The following is a 24,220-nucleotide window of genomic DNA, read 5'->3' as shown; positions in this document are numbered from 1 at the left end:
CCTTTGGGGGGTCTTTTTTACAAAGAGATAGAGAATTTATAAGGAGTGAAAGATGCGGGGATTGAAAGATCAAAAGCATAAATTGGGATATGGATACAAGCTGGGACAGCCTGTTCTTGGTGTTTTGCAGCGAGGGGCACAGAAGGGGCTTTCACTGGTTTTAAGTTTTTGCTTAGCTTTTCAGCCTTTGTTGTTGCAAGCACAAGCGCTTGGTGCACAAAACCCTGTTGTGCAAGAGAGCCAAGGGATTAAAGCGGCTGATGGAGTTGGCTCTGTTTTCCGCCCCACGGTGGGGAAAGCCGGCAATGATGTGCCGCTGATTGATATTGTTCGCCCCAATGGACAAGGTCTTTCTCATAACAAATATGACAGTTTCAATGTTGATACCCATGGCGTGATTTTGAACAATTCGACAGAGGAGGTTTCGCGTTCACAGCTTGGGGGATTGGTACCTGGCAATGGTAATTTACGGAATACCGGTGCCGCAAAGGTTATTCTTAATGAAGTGGTGAGTGCCAATCGCTCGCGTCTTGAAGGGATGACGGAGGTTCATGGGCAAGCGGCTGATGTGATTATCGCTAATCCCAACGGACTTACCTGTAATGGTTGCGGTTTTATCAATACACCACGGGTGACGTTATCGACAGGACAGCCGATCATTGGGGCTGATGGTTTTTTGAGTGGTTTGCGCGTTGAAGGTGGCAACATCACCATTGGAGCCAAGGGTGCGGATGGGCGCACAGTGGATATTTTTGATCTTGTTTCGCGCAAGATCCGTGTAGAGGGTCCTCTTCAAGTCAAAGGGGAATTGGCCGTTATAGCGGGGCATAATCATTTTGCTTATGGGAAGCGCGAAGCAACATCACTTGGCTCTGATGGCAAAGAGCCAGAATTGGCAATTGATTCTAGCGAGTTTGGTGGGATGTATGCGGGGCAGATCCGGGTTCTTGCCAATGATAAAGGCGCCGGCGTTAAGATGCTTGGCAACATGGTTGCCAATGCAGGCGCCATGAGGTTGACCAGTGATGGCAAGCTGGTAATTGCCAAAGCACGTGCCAAAGGAGCGGTGAAGGCACATTCCCATCACGACAGTGTGCATGTGAACGATCTGCTTTTTTCAGAAGAAGCGGTTGAACTGAAGGCTTTGAAACATGTTGAATTGGCTGAACATGCTCGCGTTGCAGCAAGCGGTACTGTTGATGTGCGCGCCGATGTGATCAAGCTCCAGTCTCATGCTCTTTTAGCAAGCGGTATTGGGAGTGATGGTCAACAGTCAGCGACGGGTTCTTTGCACTTAAAGGCGACAAAGCTTGAGGCGGGGGATGGTCGGATAGCAGCCGGTGATCTTTTAGAGATCCAAGCAGCAACAATTGATCTAAGCCGCATGCAAGACAATGATCAAACCGGGGTTTCTTCCCTTGGTGATCTGACGATTAAAACCAATCAAATCAGCGCTTTAAACAACCATATTGGTGCCAAGGGGAATATCGTCTTGAGCGCCGATGAGGCTCTCACTGTAGGTGCTGGTCATTATAGCGCCGGCGGCTTTCTTTTGATGCAAGCAGCAGAGCTTACATCCCGCGCTCGCTTAGTGGCAGAGCAAAAAGTTGACCTTTATGCGCATCACGGTGCCCTGATCCAAGAAGGCACTGTGTTGTCCAATGGGGAGATAACGCTGGATGCTCATGGTGCCCTCAATCACACTGGTGATATTGTCAGTATGCAGAAAGTTGCCTTGACAGCGGGGGGCATGCTCACAACCAGCACGCACAGTACGCTTTTAGGTCATGATGTGGTTTTGAGTGCTGATGCTTTAACCCAAGTGGGGGCTGTAGAAGCCCAAGGGGGAGCATTAACCCTTCAGGTGCGTGATGGGGTCATCAATAGCGGCACCATGCGCGGTGAGAGCGTCGATGCCCATGTTGGTGCATTTACCAATCAAGGCATCCTTATCGCAACCCATGATTTGCATCTGATGATCAGCGCATCAGAAAATGCTGTTCAACAACAAGCTTTTCTTGTGAATGCATCTGAAGCAGTCCTCCAAAGTGGGGGTGCTTTTGTCTTGTCGGCAGGACAATTAGACAATGCCGGTGCGCTTGGCTCCAGTGGTGAGAACGTTGCTCTCAATGTGGCGGGGGATGTCACCAATAGCGGGCTGATTTACGCCAAAAAATCACTGGATATATCCAGTGATGGTAATCTGGCCAACACACGGGGCAGAATGATTGCTGAAGAGGCTCTCACCATTGGTGGGCTGAAAGAGACACGTGCTGGTCATATAAACAATGAGGCGGGTCTTCTCAGTGCTTTAGCCGGTGAGATGAAGATTGTTGCAACGTCTTTTGTCAATAAAAGAGCTGAAACGACAAATTCAGACCCCAAAAACACTCCACCTGATGAAGGTGCGCATGTTTTAGCGCGGGATGGTTTGCGCATTGATGTGGGCAGTTTTGAGAATGTTGATGGTCTCATTTCTACGCAAGGGGCTGTTAGTGTTGTTGCTGATAGTATAGCACAAGCAGGGCACATAGAGATTGAGCGTGGTGAGCTTCAACTGACCAGCCACGGTGATTTAAGCAATAGTGGCACAATAGAAAGCAATGATACCATTGCTTTGCATGCGCAAACAAATCTCAGCCAAACGGGGCGCATTGTTTCTAAAAAGCGGGTGGAGCTTTCCAGTGATGGTATATTGACAATGGGTGAGACAAGCCAGGTTGGCGCCTATGATGTAACACTTAAGGCAGGCACACTCATCCAAGCTGGGCTTGTGGAAGCGCAAGGCGGAGTACTTACTCTCAACAGCCATGGTGTTTTAAGCAATCACGGCATCATAGTGGGCAGTGTTGTTGATGCGAAGCTTGGTTCTTTAGCAAATTTTGGACAGCTTTTAGCCAGTGACACTTTGACGCTTATAGCAGCAAATCATGATTCCTTAGGGGGGAAGGGTGGTCTTCTTTTAAATGGGGAAGGTGGGGTCCTCAAAAGTGGTGGCGCTTTTGTTTTAACTGCAGATGTTTTGGACAATAGCGGAAGTATTGGTTCGAGTGATGATGGGGTTGTGCTCAATGTGAGCGCTGATATGAGCAATAGCGGACTGATTTATGCAAAAAAATCCACAACGCTCTCTTTGGATGGATCTTTCCTCAATAAGTTTGGCGATGTCATTGCCGAAGACAATTTAGTCATCCGTGGTTTAAGTGGAGAGCGGGCTGGCTCTGTGATCAACAGTTCTGGGCTTTTAGAAGCTGTCTCCGGTGATATGACCTTCGATGTCTCTTCACTCACCAATATGCGTGAAGGTGGGGTTGAAGTGACTGATAAGGTGGTTGGTCACAGTTACGTGCGAGGAGAATGGAGAGGCACTGGTGTTAGACACCACCAGATAAAGGAAGATGTTGACACTACGATCATTCGTCAGCAGCCTCATTTTACCAATGGAGCTGCACAGATTTTTGCAGGTCGTCATCTCATAGTTCATGCCGGCGATATCCGCAATAGTTACAGTTTGATTGCTGCTAATGGCAACATTGAGATGCGGGGCGATACCCTGCTCAATGAAGGGCGCGATTTAATCGAAACAACCAGGACTGTAACTGAAACGAGCCGCAGAAAAAAACACTGCCACACATTGTTAGGAGGGTGTGCTTTGGGAGGCATAACAGATGAGGGACATTATACCGATACCAAAATAACCACACGTACCTATGATGTTGTGTATGGCACGATAGAAGCTGGTGGCACTCTTGATGTTAAGGTCAAAGAGACTCTTGATAATCATGCGGTGCGTGAGGGGGTTGAGCAAATTGGCTTAAGCTCTGGCAATAAAGGCTTGGCTGGGGTTAAAAATACTGAAGTTGACGGCTTCAAACCGTTGATCAGCGATGATAGATTAGACGGCATTATCAATGGTTTGACAGGGCACAAGGCGCTTTTTGCACCAAGCACAAAAACACCCGCATCAGAATCCATACAGGTGCCAACGCAAGATGGACTTAGCTCTGTTAAGACAGAACTGGCAGGTAAACAATCTCCGGATGTGCCGTTTTTAATTGAGACGCGTCCAGATTTTATCAATCCAAGTAAATTTTTAGGCTCGGACTATTACTTAAAAAAGATTGGCAATTATAAGCCTGAGCAAGTGTTCAAAAGGTTGGGGGATGCTTATTTTGAATATCGTCTGGTGGGTGAGCAAATCTTTGATCTGACAGGCAATCGCACTCTTCTTGAGGTTGAAGACCCCAATGCACAAATGCAAAGGCTCTATGACAATGCTGTAGAGCAGCAAGGTCCTTTGGGATTAGAGCTAGGCAAGCCCTTAACGCCCCAGCAGATTGCTGGGATCAAAAAGGATATGATCTGGCTTGAAACCCACTTTGTCGATGGACAAGAGGTCTTGGTACCCCACGTTTATTTGGCAAGCACGTCCTCTTCAGAACAAGGGATAAACAATGCACAAAGATCGCAAGAAACTCTTGCCAGTGCAGGTTTGAAAGGGCATGGGGTCACCTTGAATGCGAACCGTCTTACCAATAGCGGTGCTGTGCTAAGTGATGCTGCACTCCATGTGACGACCACACAAACTTTGTTCAATAACGGTGGTTTTTTGGATGCTACCGGACCTATAGATCTCACCAGTGGCGGTCTTTTAGCCAATGTGTCAGGTGCTATTCATGGTTATACGGTCACCATGACGGGTGATACAATTGTCAATAGCACGGCAAAAATCCGTGACACGAATGCATATGGTTTTGTTGATCGGGCTGGGCAGAAGGGACAAATTCTCTCTGATGATGAATTAAACATTCACTCCCTTAGAGATCTTGGCGCAGAGGGTGGGGAATTCACCAGCGGCGGTCCAATGACGATGATTGTCGATGGTTCTGCTAGCATTAGTACATTGGTGCTAGAGAGTGAACACAAGGAGACATTGGAAAAAGGGCATTATAACGCCCAAAGCAGTCTCCATCAGTTGAGTGAAATCAACAGTGGGGGTGATCTTAACCTTGTTACGAACGGCGACCTCATCATGGATGGGGCTAAGGTTAAAGGAGAAGGTAATGGGAATTTCACCAGTGGTGGTGCTCTCACGCTGACTTCGGTGCAAGATTTTAACAGTTTTGATTTAGACCTTAGGGGTAAAGAAGGCGACAAATCGAAGCAAAAGAATAAGTTTCGTCAACAATCAACAGAAGTTACCACAAACAAAAGCACGTTTGACATTGGTGGCAACCTCTCCATGCATGCGCAAAACGGTGATTTCACGCTTGGTGCGGTAGGGCTCTCAAGTGATGGTGAGACGCATTTGGCATCAGATAAGGGGAAGATCAAGTTTCTCACCAATAAGGATCAAGATTTTAAGGATGTTTATCAGCGTAACGAAAACCTTGTGTGGTGGAGTGAGAGCGACAAAGGTTACCTTAAGGAGACCATCGAGCATGTCACCATAGATGCTAAGGGTGGTATGAAGATTGATGCTGGCAATGGCATTGTTGTTGAATATAAGGCAACCGGTGATTTAGACAAATCCCTTGAGCAATTGTCTCGCTCTCCAGGGATGGCATGGATTAAGCAACTACGAGATGATCCAGAATTAGCCAAGCAAGTAGATTGGCAAGCAGTTCAAGCTGAGTTTAAAGACTGGGATTATAAAGCCCAAGGATTGACAGAAGCTGGCGCGGCTCTCGTGGCATTGGTTGTCACGGCGGTTACGGGCGGAGCAGCCTCGGGCGCTGCCAGTGCGATTACCGGTGCTTTAGGGCTTGGCTCGAGCACAGCGATGAATGCGGCGATACAGGCAGGTGTCCAAGCACTGATTAACAAAAGCGCCATAGCTCTTGTCAATAATCGCGGCAACATTGCCGGCGCCTTGCATGAGCTTGGCTCTTCCAAGACTCTCCTCAGCGTTGTCTCGTCGATGTTGACTGCAGGTTTAACCAGCCAATTGACAGATATGGCAGGGGTTGGTCAGTCTTTACCTAAAACCGCTCCTTTTGTCGATCGTATCGCCCTTGAAGCGGAAAAGAACCTGATCAAAGCCGCCATTGGCGCGGGTGTTCAAACGGCTCTTGAGGGCGGCTCTCTTGACAAGAACTTTTTTAACAATCTGCGCATCGCCTTGTCTGATACGGTTGGCAAGACATTGGCGGAAGAAATTGGCACGGCCAAGGCAGAAGGGAAGATGAACACAGTCACACAGATCGTTGCTCATGCCGGTCTTGGCTGCTTAAAAGGCGCGGTTGCGAGTGGCGCTTGCTCTGCCGGTGCTATCGGCGGGGCTGTGGGCGAAGCCACAGCTATGCTCCAGTTTCAATTGTGGGTGAAGGGCATTGTAAAAGAGGAAGTGGGGGATCTAAACGGTCGCACACCAACCCCTGAAGAGGAAGCCCGTATAAACGCAAGGATTGATGCTGAGTTTCCTTCCTTTAGAGACAACACCATTAATGTTGCACGGGCTGCGGGTGGCTTTGCTGCTGGCCTTGCTGGTGGCAATGTTGATGCCGGTGCTGATGCCGCAGGCAATGCCGCTGCAAATAACTTTTTGGGGAGTGCACAACGCGCTCAGATGAAGAAAGAGTTAGAAGAGTGCCCTGATGATCAGTGTCGAAAAGATGTTAACGAAAAATGGCATGATATTGATGACCAACAAGATAGGATTTTTGCATCAGCTGCAACGGCCGGTGCGATTGCTGGTGCCGTAGAAGAATTAAATGATGCCGTTCATGGCGCTGTGGAAATAGGGTTAGAAATAGTTAGCAATCCAATTGAGAGCGGTAAAAAGGCTGTTAAAGGCGTTGGAACGGCAATATCTTGGGCCACGAGTGGACATGTGATTGATGATGTCTACGGAAGTTTTGGTCAATTCTGGGGAGGTATTAGGGATTCCTTTGTCGGGCATATAAATCACATAACGGAAACAATGGATAAAGAGGGAGGGGATGGAGCACTCAGTGCTGGTTTTGAATTCGGCCAAATGATAGGTAAACCACTAGGAACAGTGGCCGAAATGGTCGGAGGAGCTGGAGCAGCCAAGGGAGCCATAAAGCTTGGCGAAAAGGCTGTGATTAAGTTCAATGCTACGAAAGATTTTGCCCAATTCGCTTCCAAGAAAAATCTTGCAGAACTTGCAGCTCAAGGAGATCCTGCCAAACTTGCAGCGAAGAAAGAACTGACCAAACTTGCTGCTAAAGACAAAAAGAATTGGTTAAAAGAAAAACCCATTAAATTTACCGATAGCAAATTTGGACAGACTAACAAAGCCTATCAGAGAGACGATTTGTTTGATCCTAACCAAATTGTTAGTTGGACAGTAAAAGGGGAAGAAGTGTGGGGCACCAATGTTGAGAGAATGGAAGCAGGAAGAGCACCTATAGGATTTGATGGTAAATCTGTTGAATTGCATCACCTAAAGCAAACGCATGAAGGTCCCATAGCAGAAATTGGTAGTAAAGATCATAACAAATATAGTTCCGTGATTCATGCTAATCCAAAAACACATCAATCGCTTATCGATAGAGATATGTTTGATAGGTGGAGAGAGGAATATTGGAAGGAACGCGCTAAAGGATATAGAGAACAAAAAAACAGTAATTTAGGAGGAATAATTGATATGAAATGGAGTATCATAGGTCTAGATTTTGACAGATGGGGACAGGAGCATCGGCAGTAGTGATCTACCGGTTGGTGAAAAGAGAAAGATAGCAGCTTATAGAATAATTTATGGAGAAATAATTGATGAAAACCTATACCTTAGCTGATGTTGCAGTATTAATTGATAAAGTGAATAAATATGATGATGATATTATCAATTTTGGTACTGCAAAAAATGCGGTTGATGATCTTGTAATTGAAAAGGCGGAGAAAGCTCTCGGCTTACAATTCACATCGTCTTACAAGAGTTTTTTAAAAAATTACAAAGGAGGAGAAATTGGTGGTGAAGAAATCTATAGTCTTTATGAGAATCCTATGGGTATTCCTGCTGGTGACATTGTTCACCAAAACTTACTCGATAGAGAACGTGGTTTTGTGACACCAGAACAACTTGTTGTGAGTTATGATCTTGATGAAACTTTTTACTTTGATTATACGCAGTTTCGGGATGGAGAATGTCCAATCTATGTCCGGTTTGCATTGGGCGATTGCGAATATTACGCTAGCAATTTTTATGAATTCCTTTGCAAAAGAATTAAAGTACACGCGGGAGTTGAGATACCTGAAGGTGATCAACCGATTGAAAAGATTGAGAACACTCCCACTCCGCAACCTATCCCTTTTTACAAGCGTTTTTGGAAAAAACTATGGAGGAGGTGAAATTGATAGGGGAAATATGGAGCGTTTATAACGCAAGTTTTGAGGATCATCTATGAAAACCTATACCTTAGATGATGTCATAGAATTAGTTGATAAATATGATGATGATATTATCAATTTGGGTACTGCAGAGGATGCTCCTGATGATGTATGGATAAAGAGAGCTGAAGAAACTCTAGGTTTGCAATTCACATCTTCTTACAAGAGTTTTTTAAAAAATTACGGAGGAGGAGAAATTGGTTGCGAGGAAATTTTTAGCATTTATGGTGTAGACTTTGAAACTGTTTATGGTGGTGACATTGTCTATAATCGCTTAACAGAAATGAAAAATGGTTTAGCAAAACCACAGCAGCTTGTTGTCAGTAGAACTGATTTTGGTGAGACATTTTACTTTGATTACTCTCAGTTTCAGGATGGTGAATGTCCGCTCTATTTTGAGATAATATCTGGAGATCCCCTTTATTATGCAAGTAATTTTTATGAATTTCTCTGTAAAAGAATTAAGGACCATGCAGGGGAAGATTCATGAAAACCTATACCTTAACTGATGTTGCAGTACTAGTTGATAAATATAGCGATAGTATCGATTTTGGCACTACAGATGAAGCAGTTGATGATGTACTAATTGAAAAAGCAGAGGGGATTCTTAAATTGCAATTCACATCCTCCTACAAAAGTTTTTTGAAGAATTATGGAAGAGCGGAGATCTGTGGTGAGGAAATATTAAGTGTTTATAATACAAATTTTGAAATTGCTCGTAGTGATGATATCGTTTATTATCACATAACGGATATAGAAAATGGTTTGGCAAAACCACAGCAGCTTGTTGTGAGTAGAACTGATTTTGGTGAGACATTTTATTTTGATTATTCTCAATTCCAGAATGGTGAGTGCCCGCTCTATCTTAGATTTCCACCTAGCGATCCCCTTTATTATGCAAGTAATTTTTATGAATTCCTCTGTAAAAGAATTACAGATAACTTGAAGTAAATTTCTTTGTATGGTGGTTTTACTTCCAAATTGCAATGTTAAACCACCGTTATTTTTTTCTTTTCAAGAATGCAAGCATCGTTAATATTTTTTAGGGGGGAGGACTCATGAAAACCTATACCTTAGCTGATGTTGTAGAATTAGTTTATAAATATAATTGTGATATTATCAATTTTGGTACTGAAGATGATGCAGTTGGTGATCTCGTGATTGAAAAGGCGGAGAAAGCTCTCGGTTTACAATTTACATCGTCTTACAAGAGTTTTTTAGAACATTGTAAAGGCGGGGACATTGGTGGTGAAGAAATCTATAGTCTTTATGATAATCCTATGGGTATTCCTGCTGGTGATATTGTTTTCCAAAACTTAAATGATAGAAAACGTGGTTTTACGACATCAGAACAACTTGTTGTTAGTTATGATCTTGATGAAACCTTTTACTTTGATTATGCACAGTTTCGGGATGGAGAATGTCCAATCTATGTCATGTTTGCGGATGAGGAGTCCGAATATTACGCTAGCAATTTTTATGAGTTCCTTTGCAAAAGAATTAAAGTACACGCGGGAGCTGAGATACCTGAAGGTGACCAACCGATTGAAAAGATTGAGAACTCTCCCACTCCGCAACCTATCCCTTTTTACAAGCGTTTTTGGAAAAAACTATGGAAGAGGTGAAATTGATAGAGCAAATATGGAGCGTTTATAATGCAAGTTTTGAGGATCATCTATGAAAACCTATACCTTAGATGATGTTGCAGTATTAATTGATAAAGTGAATAAATATGATGAAGAGATTATCAATTTGGGTAGTGAAGATGATGAAGAGAATGAAACAGATGATTTACAGATTGAAAAGGCGGAGAAAGCTCTCGGCGTACAATTCACATCCTCTTACAAAGTTTTCTTAAAAAAATATGGAGGAGGAGAAATTGGTGGTGATGAAATTTTTAGCATTTATGGAGATTGTGGGGAAGGTATTCCTGCTGGTGATATTGTTTACCGAAACTTACTCAATAGAGAACGTGGTTTTGTGACACCAGAGCAGCTTTTCGTTAGCAGAACAGATTTTGGTGAGACATTTTACTTTGATTATACTCAGTTTCGGGATGGTGAATGCCCACTCTACGTCGAGATTCCATCTGGAGCGTCACATTATTATGCAAGTAATTTTTATGAATTTCTCTGTAAAAGAATTATGGAACATGCTGGGGGGGAATGACGATGCAAACCAAAGACGCAACAGAGATTTTAAAAAGACTTGGCTGGGAGCCTCATCGCGATAAAATGGGTGATATGTTTGCTTATTATCACCTTCCCGATCGCATAGTGCGTATTCATTATGGTGTCATAGATTATGGACGGGATAGCGGAAGATTGTGGGTTTCTGTCAGTCTTACTACTGCTGCTTATTGTTTTGGCTGTGAATACATTAACGGTAAAGAATCGCAACATCAATATGAGGATATGCTGATTTTTTCAGAAGAAAATTTTGGAGTTACAGCGCTGGAGTTTTTTGAAAACCATGTCAAGGTGGCTTTAAACAAAGTGTTAGCTTGGGCGCAAGCACAAGATATTGAGCAAAAATTACGTGAAGAATCTGCCAATCATTCTCTCGTTGCAAAAGCTCTACTTGGCGATATTGAGGCTTTAAGGAATTATAAATCCACATCTCAATTATATACACCAGAGTTTTCTGATTATGAAAAGATGACGCAGGTTGAGCGTGCCATCTTTTTTGCTGAGGCTTATAAAAATAACGAATTGGATGATCTTTTGGCGCGCAAAAAGCCTAAACAGCGTTCGATAAGTCTTACAACAGCAACTCGTATTCTCAAAACCCAAGGGTGGCTTGCCACAGAGCCTGGGAAAATGTGGTTGGTTTTGCCGGATCGTTTTATTCAATTTGATTTTGGTTTTATCCGTCTTCATGATGATTACAATGTCCATCTTGAAGCAGAGATCTCTAACGAAGAGATTTCTGTAGCTTGCCATTATATTCACGATAGTGGAAAATGTAGGAAGATATCAGCTACAAATATTTATCAGTCTTTTAATACGATTGGGCGAGGGCTTTTTAGTGGTGTTGATAAAGGGATTGATATTTGTGTGGAGACATTGAATGAGCAAGAGTTTATCAAAATCTCTGAGCGAATAATACAATGGGCACGCGCTCAGGATTTAGAAGCATCAATAGAAAGCAAAGCACGTGTTCAAAAATATAGCTATACACAAGATATTCCTTGGCATTTGGCTTGCTTAGCGTTGACCGGTAAAATTGATGTGCTGAAATCTTATCAAAATTCCATTGCGGTAGGTAAGATTCCTGAGCATTTGCAAAGTCTTGATGAAGAACTAGAAACCCATGTTAATCGTGCTCTTGAATTTGCTGAAAAGCATCTAAAAACTCTAAAGAAGAGAGAGACAACAGAAGCTCATATTAGTCCACAAACTTTAGTGGTTTTCAATAAAATTGCCGAGCACCTAAAAGCGATGGGTTGGACAGTTTATCGCGATAAAAATTACAATCGCAATGCTTATTTTATCAGCAAAGACCGTCTCATCAATATAGTTTATAAGCTTGAGACAGAAGGAGAGCCCTCCACTATTACCTTGAAAGCTTCACTTTCAACACTTGGTTTTTCAACTGCTCATAAAGAAATTTTCTATAATATGCCTCAATATATAGCTCTTAAAGAGGCAGAAGAAGTTTATACATTGTCTGGTGCTGACTTGGATGAAGGAAAATTACAGCAGATCTGTATGAATATTCTTGAGTGGGCAGACCAACAAAATGTCAATCAAATTATCTATGACTATGCCGCTTTGCCAACAGATAGTGAATTTTGCCTTGCAGAATTTCACCTTATTGCACTTATTTTGACTGGCAATGTCAAAAAACTCAAATTTTATAAGGAGAGTTTTCAAAGAAAGAACTATTTAGGCTTTGTGGATACTATCACAAGATATGATATTGACAAGGCTCTTACTCTTGCACAGGGTTATCAAACGGGTTTTTCAAAAAACGCTCCGGATTTTAAGCTTGGATGCGCAAACAGCACCCCTTGACTCAAAAACAGTGCCTGTTGAAGTGGCAGAGGAAGTGGATGAAGCGTATGACACTGATGATCGTCTCACCATGGAAAGTGCGACAGCACTTTTGAAAAGCTTAGGCTGGTCAACCGAGAAAATCAATGAGAATGACCATATGGCAAGCTATCAATTGGCTGATCGTGAAGTAAACATTCTTTATAACGACGAAATTGCCAAAGATTACCCGCAATTTGATAGCGCTTTTTTGATTAGCACGGCCATTCTTTCCACCGCTTGTAAATTCATTGATCCTACCCACACGGAAGATTTTCCAGATATACAGCTTAATTTTGAAGCCAAGGGATTGGAAATCTTTGAACCAGAAGTCACTGCGGATCGCTTAAAGCAAGCACTTGATGATGCGCTAGAATGGGCAGTAAGTGCCATTGATCTTTCTCAAAGACTTCGTTGTGATTATGGCACCGCGCCTTGGGAAAAGGATGCAACATCTAAAGCGGACAATAAGGATTATGCTTTACTTCATATTGGTGCCCTTGCTTTATTGGGTGATATTGAAAGCTTACAGTCTTATCAACAAAGCTTTGGGACAGGAGATCATCTAGGCTTTGATGAGAATATCAACCAAACCCATCTTGAACGTGCATTGGTTTTAGCCAAAGAAGTAGAAAGAAGCAAACAACTCAGCTATGCTTTGATTAAACAGGTTGGAGAAAATCTTGATGAACAACGAGAGGTTTCTAGTGAAGAGCAACCCCGCTCTTGGAAAGAGAAAATCGCTCAGTTTATCGGAAAAAAGACAAGAAATAGTATCTTAAAAAAATAATGTAGGGACAGCTGCTTTTCGCAAGTCAACATTGTTGAAGAAGCTTAATCAGGGTGATTATGAATCGGTTCCAGCAGAATTACAGAGATGGAATAAGATAGGGGGCAAGCCTCTGAAAGGATTAGCAAACCGTAGAGCGGCAGAAGCGGGGTTATGGGCGAAGGGATCTTATGTTTCTTCTAACTATCAACATGTAGAAACGAAACAGGCAACAGGACTTCTCAAAGCAGAAGCGCTAGCCCCGATTATAGGCTCGTGTTCAGGTCTTGGAGGGTTGTTAGCAGGCAATGGACCAATCCAATGGGCATTAGCAGGCATAATGGTTTTAGCGGCTGTAACAGGTATAGTGTTTGTGGCCAAGCGGTTTCGGGAGCAACGATTGTGATTTTCTGGCTCAAGAAATATTCCCTGATGATTACAGCGGCTTTAGCCGTTTTTTTTATGGCATTAGCAAAAGCCTTTCATTTGGGTAAAAGAAGTGAACAGCACAAGCAAACCAAGCATGCTTTGAAGACAGCAATGAGACGGTTTGAGGTTGAAAATGAAGTTAATCAGAAAAGTGATGGTGATGTTCGCACTGAACTTTCTCGTTGGGTGCGCGGGAAATAGGGTTGTTTCTTGTGTTGGCTGGTTGCCTATTTATTTGGATAAGCGGGATGTTTCGGTCATCAGTCCCAACTTAGCAAGAGATATTTTAAAGCATAACAAGCAGGGAACGCATTTATGCGGTTGGAAAGATGGTCGAGAAAGCAAGCAACAAAGATAAAGAACTTACAGAAACCGAACGACAGCTGCTTTATGAGATGATCAATACCTATCAGGGATTAAAGATGATGTCTCGTTGCGTGAAGTGGGTGGCGTTCATTATCTTTATGTTCATTATCGATTTTGCCCGCATTATGGATGCACTTGATAACATCTTCACACACCTCAAAAGATGGTTCACAAAGAGCTAAATGTGCAAAGTTTTCTCAAAAAAATTCCCCGTTGTAGAGGCATGATTTGAAATCCTATTCCCTCACTTTTATCCATGAATCCCTTACTTTTAAAAATATATGGAAAATCAATAAATTATTTCGGATAAAAAAGAGAATGGTGCCCCCAGAGAGACTCGAACTCCCGACCCCCTGATTACAAATCAGGTGCTCTACCAACTGAGCTATAAGGGCATAACCACATAGGAGGTAGCACAAACTCACAAAAAGGAAAATAGAAAATTATCAGTTTTTGTGCATATTTTTAGAAATTATACGACAAATTATAAAATAATGAACTTCTTTGTTTTCTTATCATCCTTTATCACAATGTCAGAAATTATTTCTACATTGATACTTTATAAAAGCGTTGAGAAAAAAATGCTTTTTGCTACCAGATTTACGAATCTGAAGAATTCGATTGGTTAGAAAGATATTTTTCTAGCCAATGAATGTTATAATTACCCTCTGCAACATCTTTATTATTAATGAGATCGCGAAAGAGAGGTAATGTGGTTTTGATTCCATCGACCACAAATTCATCTAAAGCGCGCCGTAATCGCATCATACATTCTAAACGTGTACGTCCATGAACAATCAACTTTCCAATCATGCTGTCATAATAAGGAGGAATACGATAACCTGAATAAGCACCTGAATCAACGCGAATGCCTAAACCTCCTGGTGTATGAAAATGTGTAATGGTTCCTGGAGATGGCGTAAAGTTAATAGGATCTTCCGCATTAATGCGACATTCAATAGCATGACCAGAGAAGCAAATGTCATCTTGTGCAACTGAAAGTTTACAGCCTGATGCAATATGAATTTGTTCGTGAACCAAATCTATGCCTGTAATCGCTTCGGTTACAGGATGTTCGACTTGTAAACGCGTATTCATCTCAATAAAATAGAATTCGCCATTTTCATAAAGAAACTCAATAGTACCGGCTCCACGGTATCCAAGTTGTGCACAGGCATTTGCGACAATGTCACCAATTTTTTTCCGTTCAGTTTCATTAAGCGCGGGTGATGTCGCTTCTTCCCATATTTTTTGATGACGTCGTTGAAGAGAACAATCGCGTTCTCCTAAATGAACAGCATTCCCTGCTCCATCACCGATTACTTGAATCTCAATATGACGGGGCTTTTCTAGATATTTTTCGATATAAACTGCATCATCTCCAAAAGCCGCTGCTGCTTCTGAACGGGTTGTTTTAAGAGCTATAGCAAACTCTTGTTCAGAATGGACCACTTTCATACCGCGTCCCCCACCACCAGCAGAAGCCTTAATAATAACTGGATAACCAATTTCACGAGCAGTACGCAGAGCTTCAGATTCTTCAGTGACAGCTCCGTCAGAACCAGGGACTACAGGAATTCCAAGTTTTTTGGCGGTTTTCTTTGCTTCAATTTTATCGCCCATGATCCGAATATGCGCAGCTGTTGGGCCGATAAATGTGATGTCATGGGCCTCTAGAACATCTGCAAATTTTGCATTTTCAGAAAGAAAGCCATAGCCTGGATGAACAGCATCAGCTCCTGTAATTTCGCATGCAGCAATAATTTGCTGAATACTTAAATAAGAATCGCGTGCTGGGGGAGGGCCAATACAGACACTTTCGTCAGCAAGACGAACATGCATCGCATCAGCATCAGCAGTGGAGTGAACGGCTACAGTCTTTATTCCAAGCTCTTTGCAGGCTCGTAGTACGCGAAGAGCAATTTCTCCACGATTAGCAATGAGAATTTTTCGAATCATAGTTGCCCCTTGCTTTATTCAACAACAATAAGTGGTTCACCAAATTCAACGGGTTGTCCATCTTGAACAAAAATAGCAGTCACCGTTCCTGAGCGTGGTGATGGAATTTGATTCATTGTTTTCATCGCTTCAATGATAAGTAAAGTCTGTCCTTCAGAAACATTTTGTCCTACTTCCACAAAAGGTTGTGCACCTGGTGAAGGCGCAAGATAGGCTGTCCCAACCATTGGAGATGTTATTGCATTTTTTGATTTGTCTTCTTGTAGAGGAGTTTCAGTTGTTGGGATAGGAGGAGAAGTTACGGCAACAGGAGGGGTCGAAATAGGGGCATAAATTGTTTGTTCAGGAGTGACTGGGGTATTTTGACGGGATACACGAATACGCAGTTCACCTTGTTCAAGTTCAATATTTGTTAAATTTGTATCATTTAAAATTTCAGCGAGGTCTCGGATAATGTTCGTATCAATTGCGGTATATTTTCCTGCATCCATTTTTTTTGTTGCCATTTTATTTTTCACTCCTTGATCAATGAAGATCGTTACTATTTAATTGTTATGATCGAATATCTCTAGACTATGGATGACCTTTTTTAAGGCTTCTGTTAAAAGCTATTTACTTTTAAAGCATTATATTTTGCAGTTTTAATCCAGTATCTGCTATATGAAATCACATTTATAAGCCTGTTACCAAAAAAGAGAAAGCATAAAATTATTTCATGTACGGTATTCTTCATCAAGTTGACGAGAGGAAGAAAAGATATTTACTGTATATTTTCGATGGCTTCTTTTAAAACATCTTGGCTTGCGGCTCCAATGAGTATTTTATCACCAATAATATAAGAAGGTGTCCCTGTAATATTGAGAGCAGAGGCAATTTGAATATTTTCTTTAAAGGAATTTTGAAGATTAAAATCCCTTAGTGCATCGCGCAGTTTTTTTTCATCTGCTCCTAATGAAACTGCTATTTTGATAGCTTTGGCCTCATTCGCGCGACTTTTACTAGTTAAAAGCGCTCTATGAAACTGAGGATATTTTTCTGGAAATTGTTTTCGAAAAGCATAGGCAACAGTATGTGCTGCCATAGAATCAGCTCCCAAAATTGGTAGATCTTTGACAATAACCCGTAGATCTGGATCCTCTTTTATTAAGTTTTCTATGTATGAATAGGACATTTTGCAATATCCACAATTGTAATCAAAAAAATCAACAAGCACTTTCTTACCATTTGGATTTCCCAAAACAGCATCATGAGGAGACTGAAAAATTTCCTTTTTAAACAAATTGATGATTGAAGCTTGTTTTTGAGCCGTTTGTTTGCTGTTCTTTTCCAGCTTTTCTTGGAGGATAAGCTGCATTTCGACCATAATCTCTGGATGAGTGAGTAAATAATCTCTTACAATATTTTGAATATCGTGATCATTGATAAGTGGTATAAGCTTTTTTTTTAGCTTAGATAAGAACGCAGGATCTTCTAGAAGCTCTGTTTTAAGTTTTTCTGAGCTGAAATGATTGGCTGTTTTCTCGCGTGCTATTGCATTTGATGAAAAAGAAGAAAAGGTCAAAATAGTCAACAGAGCTGTTGTTAAAAATTTTGAAATGAGCGTTGTTTTTGAGTGTTGGGACTGATAGGTCATCATTTATATGGCTTCATATTCCTATTGTAATGTTGAGTAAATTTATATGAAAGCTATTGTCTATGTGCAATAAGATATTTAAATAGTGTAAATCTAGTAGGTTGCAGAGAAAATATCAATTTTTTTCTAAGGAGCTTTCATATAAAGCATATTTTACGATAGTACTGTTTTTTACAGTGGCTAAGTTTTCCGTTTTTTTATCAAATGTTGTTTTTAATTCTATAATATCAAAAATATTTTTATGCGTATTTATTATTGGAAAAAAGAACGTAACCATTCGATTAAGAGCATTGGCATTATCTTTTAGCTGTTATCTTATTGAGTATAGTAAATTAAATAAATGATGAAAAATAAAATGATGAAAACCACAACGCATTACGACCTGTTTATCATTGGTGGAGGAATAAATGGATGTGGGTTAGCGAGGGATGCAGCTGGACGCGGATTTAAAGTGGGATTGGCGGAGATGAATGATCTTGCGTCAGGGACTTCAAGTGCATCGACAAAGCTTATTCATGGTGGTCTTCGCTATCTTGAACATTATGAGTTTAAACTTGTTCGTGAAGCGCTAAAAGAGCGCGAGATTATTTTGCGGATGGCTCCACATATTGTGCGTCCTTTACGTTTTATTCTCCCTTATCATAAAGAGTTGCGTCCTGCTTGGATGTTGCGTATGGGGCTTTTCATTTATGATTATTTAGGAAGCTGGAAACAAAAACTGTGGCGCAGTAAAAAGGTTAATTTTTCAAAAGATTTTTGTTCTACGCTTAAGGAAGAGTATCAGAAGGGTTTTGAATATTCTGATGCAAGAGTAGATGATGCGCGTTTGGTAATTGCTAATGCTCGTGATGCAAAAAAGCAGGGCGCCGATATAAAAGTGCGCACAGAAATTCTCTCTTTAAAGAGAGAAGAAAAAAAATGGTTTATAATTCTTCGAAATAAATTAAACAGCGAGGAATATTGCGTTACGGCTTCTTATGTTGCGAATATGACGGGGCCTTGGATTAATCATATTCTGGAAAACGTATTAGGCTGTAAGGAGAAGCCGCCCGTACGGCTTGTCAGGGGGTCTCATATTCTGGTTCCTAGGCTTTATGCTCATGACCGTGCATATATTTTTCAAAACGGTGATGGACGTATTATATTTTCTATTCCATATCAGGAAAAATTTACATTGCTTGGAACAACAGATTGTGACTATCAGGGTGATCCAGCTAATGTTCATATTACGGATACAGAGATTGATTATATTTGTGCAGCAGCGAGTGAATATTTTATACAACCAGTATTGCGTGAGAATATTGTCTGGACTTACTCTGGTGTTCGTCCGCTGTATGATGATGGAGCTTCAAAAGCACAAGAAATTACGCGTGATTACGTTTTAAAGGAAATGGGCACAGAAAATATGCCACGGCTCCTTAATCTTTATGGTGGTAAGATTACGACCTATCGTAAGCTGGCTGAAGATGCAATGAAATTTGTTGAAAAAGCGCTTGGGATAAAAGGAGCTCCATGGACAGAAAATTCAACGCTTCCCGGAGGTGATTTTCCATATAATAGGCTAGATACACTTGAAAATAAGATCGCTCTTTTGATTCCAGATTTAGATGATTTTACATATCGTAGACTTGCGCGCTCTTATGGTTCGGAGGCTCTGGTGATATTTGCAAATGGGAAAGCAGATATGGGGAAAAGTTTTGGTCATGGACTTTATGAAGTAGAAGTCAAATGGTTAATGGAAAAGGAGTGGGCTAAAACATGCGAAGATGTGTTATGGCGTCGTTCGAAACTTGGGCTTTTGTTTAAGAAAAAAGAGATTGATGCTCTTTTCGCTTATATGAAAAGCCAAAAAGAGAGCGAACAAGATTTATATTAATTCAGCTTTACACGAGCACCTTATTGTAAAATCTATTTGCACAATAAACTGAAAAACGTTGAAGAGAAATAAGCTATAATGATGTGTGGGAGGAGCTTTCGTTTATTATTTTGTGAGACCCAAAATATCTTCGATACTGTATTGTATAATGTCTTTATAATCCTTCAAGGACTATTTGAGTGACAGGAAGTATTATTCAAATGCGTTTTTTAGGTACAATTTTATTTCTTATAACATCAGTTGCATGGCCATGATATCTGGATATTTCGTTTTGTTAGAAACGTTCTGTTGTCTTTCTTTTTTAAACTATTGAAAAATTTTGGTTATTTGAGGAAAAGAGTTGGATAGAGAGCGTATTTTCCTCTCTAAGTAATGGTAAAGAAAATAAAATTTTCGGTGAAGTGGAAAAGAGTGGAGACCTACTATGTATGGGAAATACTTAATAGAGATGAGAAACTAAGCTCTTATGATAACTTATAGTTCTCCATCATCAGTAAAATTTGCGGTAGCACCAATGTTGGGCTGGACAGATCAACATTGTAGATTTTTTTATCGCCTTTTAACAAAAAAAGCTCTTCTTTACACAGAAATGATTGTAGCTGATGCTGTAATCCGTGGTGTTCGTGAACAACTATTGACTTTTAATGATAAAGAACATCCAATTGCCTTGCAGTTAGGAGGAAAAAATCCGAAGAAATTGGCAGAGGCTGCTCGAATTGCTGAAGAATTTGGTTATGACGAAATAAATCTCAATGTTGGTTGCCCTTCAAATCGGGTTCAAGCAGGTGTATTTGGTGCTTGTTTAATGTTACATCCTAATATTGTAGCAAGTGCTGTGGAAGCGATGAAACAAGTCGTTACGATCCCTGTAACGGTCAAATGTCGTATTGGTGTAGATGAGCAGGATGAAGAGTTCGCTTTAGATCTTTTAGCCGATCAGGTTTGGAATGCTGGGTGTGACGGCCTTTGGGTACATGCACGAAAAGCTTGGTTACAAGGATTGAGTCCGAAAGAAAATCGCAATATTCCTCCACTTAAGTATGAAAGAGTTTATAAACTAAAACAGAAATATCCTCATAAATTTATTGGGATAAATGGGGGAATTAAATCTATTTATGAGATCAAAGAACATTTGACTTTGTGTGATGCTGCTATGGTTGGTCGACAAGTTTATCATGATCCAGCTTTATTAAAACATATTGATTTTGAAATATATGGTGAGCTCCAGAGTGAAATGAGTGATAGTGATCTTATTGAAGCCATGTGTGATTATGCTGCTCGACATATCGCATTAGGAGGGCGCCTTTCCCATGTGACTCGTCATATGATTGGTTTATTTCATGGGCGAGATGGAGCACGCCGATGGCGGCAAATATTATCCAGTGATGCAACAAAAACCGATGCAGGTGTGCATATTTTGAAAGAGGCTTTTTCTGCCCTCATTTAACAACAGTTTACAGATTGATCTTTCTTAAAGTTTAAATTTCCTAAAGTTCTCAATCTTTATTATGAAGAGGATGTTAGTATTACATGTTAAACAGTATACTGATGAAGGTTATGCAATGTAAAAATAAATTAAGACTATAATTTAAAAATATATAATAAGATATTGATAATATTTTAGTTTATAAATCAGTAAAATAGTCACTTTGTTGAAAGATATCATGCAAAAATAAATTTACTAACAAAATTTAATGTTCTTTAAAAGCCGCTTTTAAAAAACCAATAAATATTCATATCCTGTATATATGACGAGATTCTCATTAAACAATTTAGATTTGAAAAGGTATCTTCATGACCGTTAGTCCATTTGATGATTTTCGTGCTTTACTCACAAATTTACCTATTGCAGATGAATTCTCTGTAACTTTGGCAAAAAAACGGCAAACAGAATTAACGAAAACTCAAGGATCACTAGGAAAATTAGGAGATATTGCGGTTTGGTATGCTGGATGGAGAGCAACAGAAAAGCCTATCGTAAAGCGCCCTTTAGTTGCTATTTTTTCTGGGAATCATGGTGTCACAGAAGAAAATATTACACCATTTCCACAATCTATGACGCAAAAGATGGTACAAAATTTTTCAACTGGTGGGGGTGCTATTAATCAAATTTGTATAGCTTATGATCTTGGATTGAAGATTTTTGATTTAGCATTGGAATATCCCACAATGAATATTACTAAGGATGCAGCAATGGATGAGCGTAGTGCAGCTGCTACAATGGCATTTGGAATGGAAGCCATTGCTGGTGGGACAGATCTCCTGTGTATAGGTGAAATGGGCATAGGAAACACAACAATAGCTTTAGCTTTATGTTTAGCGTTATTTGGTGGAGAAGTTGAGGAATGGGCAGAAAGTGGAATAAAATCTGAAGGAGAATTCTATCAGTGTAAAATAGCAGCAGTTAAGGCAGCAATTTCTTTACATAAGGATTATTTTAATGACCCTTTTGAAATAATGCGTCGTTTAGGAGGACGCGAAATTGCTGCTATAGTTGGTGCTATCTTAGCAGCAAGAATGGAAAAAATACCGGTTATTTTAGATGGTTTTGTAGCAACAGCCGCCGCCGCGTTACTTTATAAAATGCATCCTAGGGCTCTTGATCATATTCTGATTGGGCATGTTTCTTGTGAATCTGCACATCGCAAACTTTTAAAAAAAATTGGCAAAGAACCGCTTTTAGATCTAGAGATGAGTCTTGGTGAAGGGACAGGGGCGGCCATGGCAGCGGGTATTGTCAAGGCTGCTATTTTGATGCATACACAAATGGTGGCTGTTGAATAAGGAGATTTGATCACCTAAGATGATAGTGTATTAAAAGAAAATTTTAAGAACTTTATTCGCTCGTTTTTTCTTGCAATTTTATATAACTGAGTGGAAGTTCTGTTGTATATTTAATTTGTTCCATTGCAAAAGAAGATGAGACATCACGAATATCAATTTTAGTAATTAATTTTTTATAAAAGAGATCATAAGCTTCAATATTGGGAACGACAACACGTAATAAATAGTCAATATCTCCACTCATTCGATAAAATTCGATGACTTCACGAAATTCTCGAACAATTTTTGAAAAACGCTTAAACCATTCATGGCTGTGTGTATTTGTACGAATAGAAACAAAAACAGTAACGTGTGCGTTTACTTTCTCTGGAGAAAGCACAGCAACACGACGTTGAATAACACCATCTTCTTCAAGTTTTTGGATTCTGCGCCAGCAAGGAGTGGTTGAAAGTCCAATTCTTTTAGCGATATCAGCGACAGAAAGTGTTGCATTTTCTTGTAAAAGATATAGAATTTTTCGATCAAGGCGATCCATATTTTTCTCGATTCAGTTTATAAAAATTCACGTATTAAACTCTGTAGGTACACAATAAGCTCTTCGTTAAACCATGCGTTTTTCTGTAACCAAGAAGTGTTTCGCCATGATGGGTGAGGTAAAGGCATGACATGATAGCCTCGAGGTTGACGTATGGAAAGAATATTTCTCCAATCACTGACGGTTGCTGAAACAGTTTTATGTCTTAACTCAGTAATATGCCACTTTTGTGCATAACTTCCAATAGCAAGGACAAGCTTTATTTGTGGCATAGCGTGAAATATTTTTTCATGCCATATTTCACGACATTCACGTCTTGGAGGCAAATCAGATTTATTTTGATCATAGCCTGGAAAGCAAAAGCCCATAGGGACAATAGCAAAATGAGATCTATTATAAAATTCCTCCTTTGTTACGTTGAGCCAATTACGCAATCTTTCACCAGAACGATCATTAAAAGGGATAGAAGTTTCATGGACACGCAATCCTGGTGCTTGACCTGCGATTGCAATCGAAGCTGTATCAGACAAATAAACGACCGGTTTTGGTTCATGAGGAAGAGGAGGGAGATAATGGGGATGTTGGATACAAGTACGACAGGAATAAATTTTTTTTTCAAGTTCAATAATTGCGTTATAGTGTGATTGCTTCATTGGCAGATAGAAGGTTAAAAAATAATTTTCTTATTCTGTTCGAGGATGTGTTTTTCGCCATTCTTTTGGTCGTTGGAAATTAGATTGCCATATCCCCTTTTTTGTCTTTTTGGCTTTTCGCTCTTCTTCAGGATAGTCATAGTAACTTACAGCCCAACCATTTTGTACAAGTGTTGCGTTGATATTGCTAATTTCTTTTGTTTTACATGTTGCAAGGATACGGCGATATTTATCTTTTTTATGCCAGTGACATCTAACAGGTTGATTTTCTATGAGCTGTTCTAAGTATTTTTTTGCCTCGAGCCCACAGGGATAGCGTGCATCTTTTTTACCACAGAATTGGTGGAGTTCTGGAGCATCAATTCCAGCAAGCCGGATTGTAACAGAAGAAATCATGATTGAATCGCCATCAATAACAGAGGCATGACCTTCGACAAATGCTTTAGAAGAAGAATATTCTTTTTGAGAGAGTGTTTGAGTATGCTTAAAATAAATCGTTATAATGATAAGAAAGGTAGTAGCGACAAGAAAGCTAAAACCGATAAACTTTAAATGAAAGATTCTTGAATTAAAATGGTAATTTTTTTTCATGAAATAAAGAAACTGCCATTATGACATGTTTGATTGAATGAGAAGTACTCATAATTTTTATAAAATTTCCCATTTCCTCGATAATATCTCATGATAATAAGAAAATCTTTTTATATGAGCTTTGTATTTCGGTTACATAAATAGATCAAATATAATATCGTGATAAGACGTATGACTATAAAAATAGGCAACCAGAAAATAAGTCAACCTATCCAAGTTTATATAAAACGTACAGATTA

At 40.3% G+C, this 24,220-nt stretch carries 16 protein-coding genes, 1 tRNA gene and 3 pseudogenes; 13 read left to right on the top strand and 7 right to left on the bottom strand.

The features are described 5' to 3' along the window. Positions 1-52: 52 nt before the first annotated feature. The 10 genes and pseudogenes from J7R12_RS06410 (at position 53) to J7R12_RS06360 (ending at position 14,132) form a co-directional block, all read left to right on the top strand. On the top strand, positions 53-7,672 hold the full coding sequence (locus J7R12_RS06410; protein ID WP_126603927.1) for a two-partner secretion domain-containing protein: 7,620 nt from the start codon (positions 53-55) through the stop codon (positions 7,670-7,672). A 65-nt stretch (positions 7,673-7,737) separates the two neighbouring features. Next, on the top strand, positions 7,738-8,313 hold the full coding sequence (locus tag J7R12_RS06405; RefSeq protein ID WP_126603928.1) for an SMI1/KNR4 family protein: 576 nt from the start codon (positions 7,738-7,740) through the stop codon (positions 8,311-8,313). Positions 8,314-8,365: 52 nt separating this feature from the next. Beyond that, positions 8,366-8,842, top strand: a complete 477-nt coding sequence (locus tag J7R12_RS06400; protein ID WP_126603929.1) for an SMI1/KNR4 family protein — start codon at positions 8,366-8,368, stop codon at positions 8,840-8,842. Continuing rightward, positions 8,839-9,303: an SMI1/KNR4 family protein gene (locus J7R12_RS06395; RefSeq protein WP_126603930.1), complete on the top strand. Its 465-nt coding sequence runs from the start codon at positions 8,839-8,841 to the stop codon at positions 9,301-9,303. The genes J7R12_RS06400 and J7R12_RS06395 overlap by 4 nt, the downstream gene beginning before the upstream one ends. A gap of 107 nt (positions 9,304-9,410) precedes the next feature. Beyond that, complete coding sequence (locus J7R12_RS06390; protein ID WP_126603931.1) at positions 9,411-9,977, top strand: SMI1/KNR4 family protein; 567 nt, start codon at positions 9,411-9,413, stop codon at positions 9,975-9,977. A gap of 52 nt (positions 9,978-10,029) precedes the next feature. Next, a pseudogene (locus J7R12_RS06385) lies at positions 10,030-10,518 on the top strand (SMI1/KNR4 family protein); the annotation flags it as partial. 5 nt (positions 10,519-10,523) lie between these two features. Next, positions 10,524-13,176: pseudogene (locus tag J7R12_RS06380) on the top strand (DUF6990 domain-containing protein). Next, positions 13,175-13,561, top strand: a pseudogene (locus tag J7R12_RS06370) (lysozyme); the annotation flags it as partial. The pseudogenes J7R12_RS06380 and J7R12_RS06370, both read left to right, overlap by 2 nt. Continuing rightward, positions 13,558-13,785: a hypothetical protein gene (locus J7R12_RS06365; RefSeq protein WP_126603914.1), complete on the top strand. Its 228-nt coding sequence runs from the start codon at positions 13,558-13,560 to the stop codon at positions 13,783-13,785. The pseudogene J7R12_RS06370 and the gene J7R12_RS06365, both read left to right, overlap by 4 nt. A 128-nt stretch (positions 13,786-13,913) precedes the next feature. Beyond that, a complete protein-coding gene (locus J7R12_RS06360; RefSeq protein ID WP_126603934.1) occupies positions 13,914-14,132 on the top strand; it encodes a hypothetical protein in 219 nt (72 codons plus the stop codon). Between the two features lie 137 nt (positions 14,133-14,269). On the opposite strand, the gene J7R12_RS06355 is transcribed toward J7R12_RS06360, so the two are convergent. From J7R12_RS06355 to J7R12_RS06340, 4 genes are all read right to left on the bottom strand, one after another. Next, positions 14,270-14,345 (bottom strand) — tRNA-Thr (locus J7R12_RS06355). Positions 14,346-14,550: 205 nt separating this feature from the next. Continuing rightward, positions 14,551-15,909, bottom strand: coding sequence for an acetyl-CoA carboxylase biotin carboxylase subunit (gene accC, locus J7R12_RS06350; protein WP_126603935.1), 1,359 nt, complete (start codon positions 15,907-15,909; stop codon positions 14,551-14,553). A gap of 14 nt (positions 15,910-15,923) precedes the next feature. Then, entirely contained in the window at positions 15,924-16,415 is a 492-nt protein-coding gene (gene accB, locus J7R12_RS06345) for an acetyl-CoA carboxylase biotin carboxyl carrier protein (RefSeq protein WP_126603936.1), read from the bottom strand. Positions 16,416-16,669: 254 nt separating this feature from the next. Beyond that, complete coding sequence (locus J7R12_RS06340) at positions 16,670-17,542, bottom strand: DsbA family protein (protein ID WP_126604073.1); 873 nt, start codon at positions 17,540-17,542, stop codon at positions 16,670-16,672. A 340-nt stretch (positions 17,543-17,882) separates the two neighbouring features. On the opposite strand from J7R12_RS06340, the gene glpD reads away from it, so the two are divergent. The 3 genes from glpD to J7R12_RS06325 all read left to right on the top strand — a co-directional run bounded on the left by glpD (position 17,883) and on the right by J7R12_RS06325 (position 22,202). After that, positions 17,883-19,418: a glycerol-3-phosphate dehydrogenase gene (glpD, locus tag J7R12_RS06335; protein ID WP_126603937.1), complete on the top strand. Its 1,536-nt coding sequence runs from the start codon at positions 17,883-17,885 to the stop codon at positions 19,416-19,418. A 466-nt stretch (positions 19,419-19,884) separates the two neighbouring features. Beyond that, positions 19,885-20,865, top strand: coding sequence for a tRNA dihydrouridine(20/20a) synthase DusA (gene dusA / locus J7R12_RS06330; RefSeq protein ID WP_126603938.1), 981 nt, complete (start codon positions 19,885-19,887; stop codon positions 20,863-20,865). A gap of 347 nt (positions 20,866-21,212) precedes the next feature. Next, positions 21,213-22,202 carry a nicotinate-nucleotide--dimethylbenzimidazole phosphoribosyltransferase gene (locus J7R12_RS06325; RefSeq protein WP_126603939.1) on the top strand — a complete coding sequence of 330 codons (990 nt, stop codon included), beginning with the start codon at positions 21,213-21,215 and terminating at the stop codon, positions 22,200-22,202. A gap of 52 nt (positions 22,203-22,254) precedes the next feature. Here the strand turns inward: J7R12_RS06325 and J7R12_RS06320 are convergent, their stop codons facing one another. Genes J7R12_RS06320 through J7R12_RS06310 form a run of 3 tightly spaced genes read right to left on the bottom strand, consistent with a single transcriptional unit; the run spans position 22,255 to position 23,981 of the window. Beyond that, positions 22,255-22,737, bottom strand: a complete 483-nt coding sequence (locus tag J7R12_RS06320; RefSeq protein ID WP_126603940.1) for an Lrp/AsnC family transcriptional regulator — start codon at positions 22,735-22,737, stop codon at positions 22,255-22,257. A 17-nt stretch (positions 22,738-22,754) separates the two neighbouring features. Beyond that, on the bottom strand, positions 22,755-23,390 hold the full coding sequence (locus J7R12_RS06315) for a uracil-DNA glycosylase family protein (RefSeq protein WP_126603941.1): 636 nt from the start codon (positions 23,388-23,390) through the stop codon (positions 22,755-22,757). 30 nt (positions 23,391-23,420) lie between these two features. Further along, on the bottom strand, positions 23,421-23,981 hold the full coding sequence (locus J7R12_RS06310) for a thermonuclease family protein (protein WP_126603942.1): 561 nt from the start codon (positions 23,979-23,981) through the stop codon (positions 23,421-23,423). Positions 23,982-24,220 lie beyond the last annotated feature (239 nt).

The organism is Bartonella vinsonii subsp. vinsonii, assembly GCF_902825235.1.
GTDB classification, from domain to species: Bacteria; Pseudomonadota; Alphaproteobacteria; order Rhizobiales; family Rhizobiaceae; genus Bartonella; species Bartonella vinsonii.
The sequence above is the reverse complement of the archived record's forward strand: the minus strand, read 5'-3'. Positions and strand labels throughout refer to the sequence as shown.

Bases quoted from the DNA above. Each gene is read 5' to 3' on its own strand.
- dusA (WP_126603938.1), top strand. From the start codon at position 19,885: ATGATAACTTATAGTTCTCCATCATCAGTAAAATTTGCGGTAGCACCA.
- J7R12_RS06360 (WP_126603934.1), top strand. From the start codon at position 13,914: ATGGTCGAGAAAGCAAGCAACAAAGATAAAGAACTTACAGAAACCGAA.
- J7R12_RS06340 (WP_126604073.1), bottom strand. From the start codon at position 17,542: ATGACCTATCAGTCCCAACACTCAAAAACAACGCTCATTTCAAAATTT.
- accB (WP_126603936.1), bottom strand. From the start codon at position 16,415: ATGGCAACAAAAAAAATGGATGCAGGAAAATATACCGCAATTGATACG.
- accC (WP_126603935.1), bottom strand. From the start codon at position 15,909: ATGATTCGAAAAATTCTCATTGCTAATCGTGGAGAAATTGCTCTTCGC.
- J7R12_RS06400 (WP_126603929.1), top strand. From the start codon at position 8,366: ATGAAAACCTATACCTTAGATGATGTCATAGAATTAGTTGATAAATAT.
- J7R12_RS06325 (WP_126603939.1), top strand. From the start codon at position 21,213: ATGACCGTTAGTCCATTTGATGATTTTCGTGCTTTACTCACAAATTTA.
- J7R12_RS06405 (WP_126603928.1), top strand. From the start codon at position 7,738: ATGAAAACCTATACCTTAGCTGATGTTGCAGTATTAATTGATAAAGTG.
- J7R12_RS06390 (WP_126603931.1), top strand. From the start codon at position 9,411: ATGAAAACCTATACCTTAGCTGATGTTGTAGAATTAGTTTATAAATAT.
- J7R12_RS06410 (WP_126603927.1), top strand. From the start codon at position 53: ATGCGGGGATTGAAAGATCAAAAGCATAAATTGGGATATGGATACAAG.
- glpD (WP_126603937.1), top strand. From the start codon at position 17,883: ATGATGAAAAATAAAATGATGAAAACCACAACGCATTACGACCTGTTT.
- J7R12_RS06315 (WP_126603941.1), bottom strand. From the start codon at position 23,390: ATGAAGCAATCACACTATAACGCAATTATTGAACTTGAAAAAAAAATT.
- J7R12_RS06320 (WP_126603940.1), bottom strand. From the start codon at position 22,737: ATGGATCGCCTTGATCGAAAAATTCTATATCTTTTACAAGAAAATGCA.
- J7R12_RS06310 (WP_126603942.1), bottom strand. From the start codon at position 23,981: ATGAAAAAAAATTACCATTTTAATTCAAGAATCTTTCATTTAAAGTTT.
- J7R12_RS06395 (WP_126603930.1), top strand. From the start codon at position 8,839: ATGAAAACCTATACCTTAACTGATGTTGCAGTACTAGTTGATAAATAT.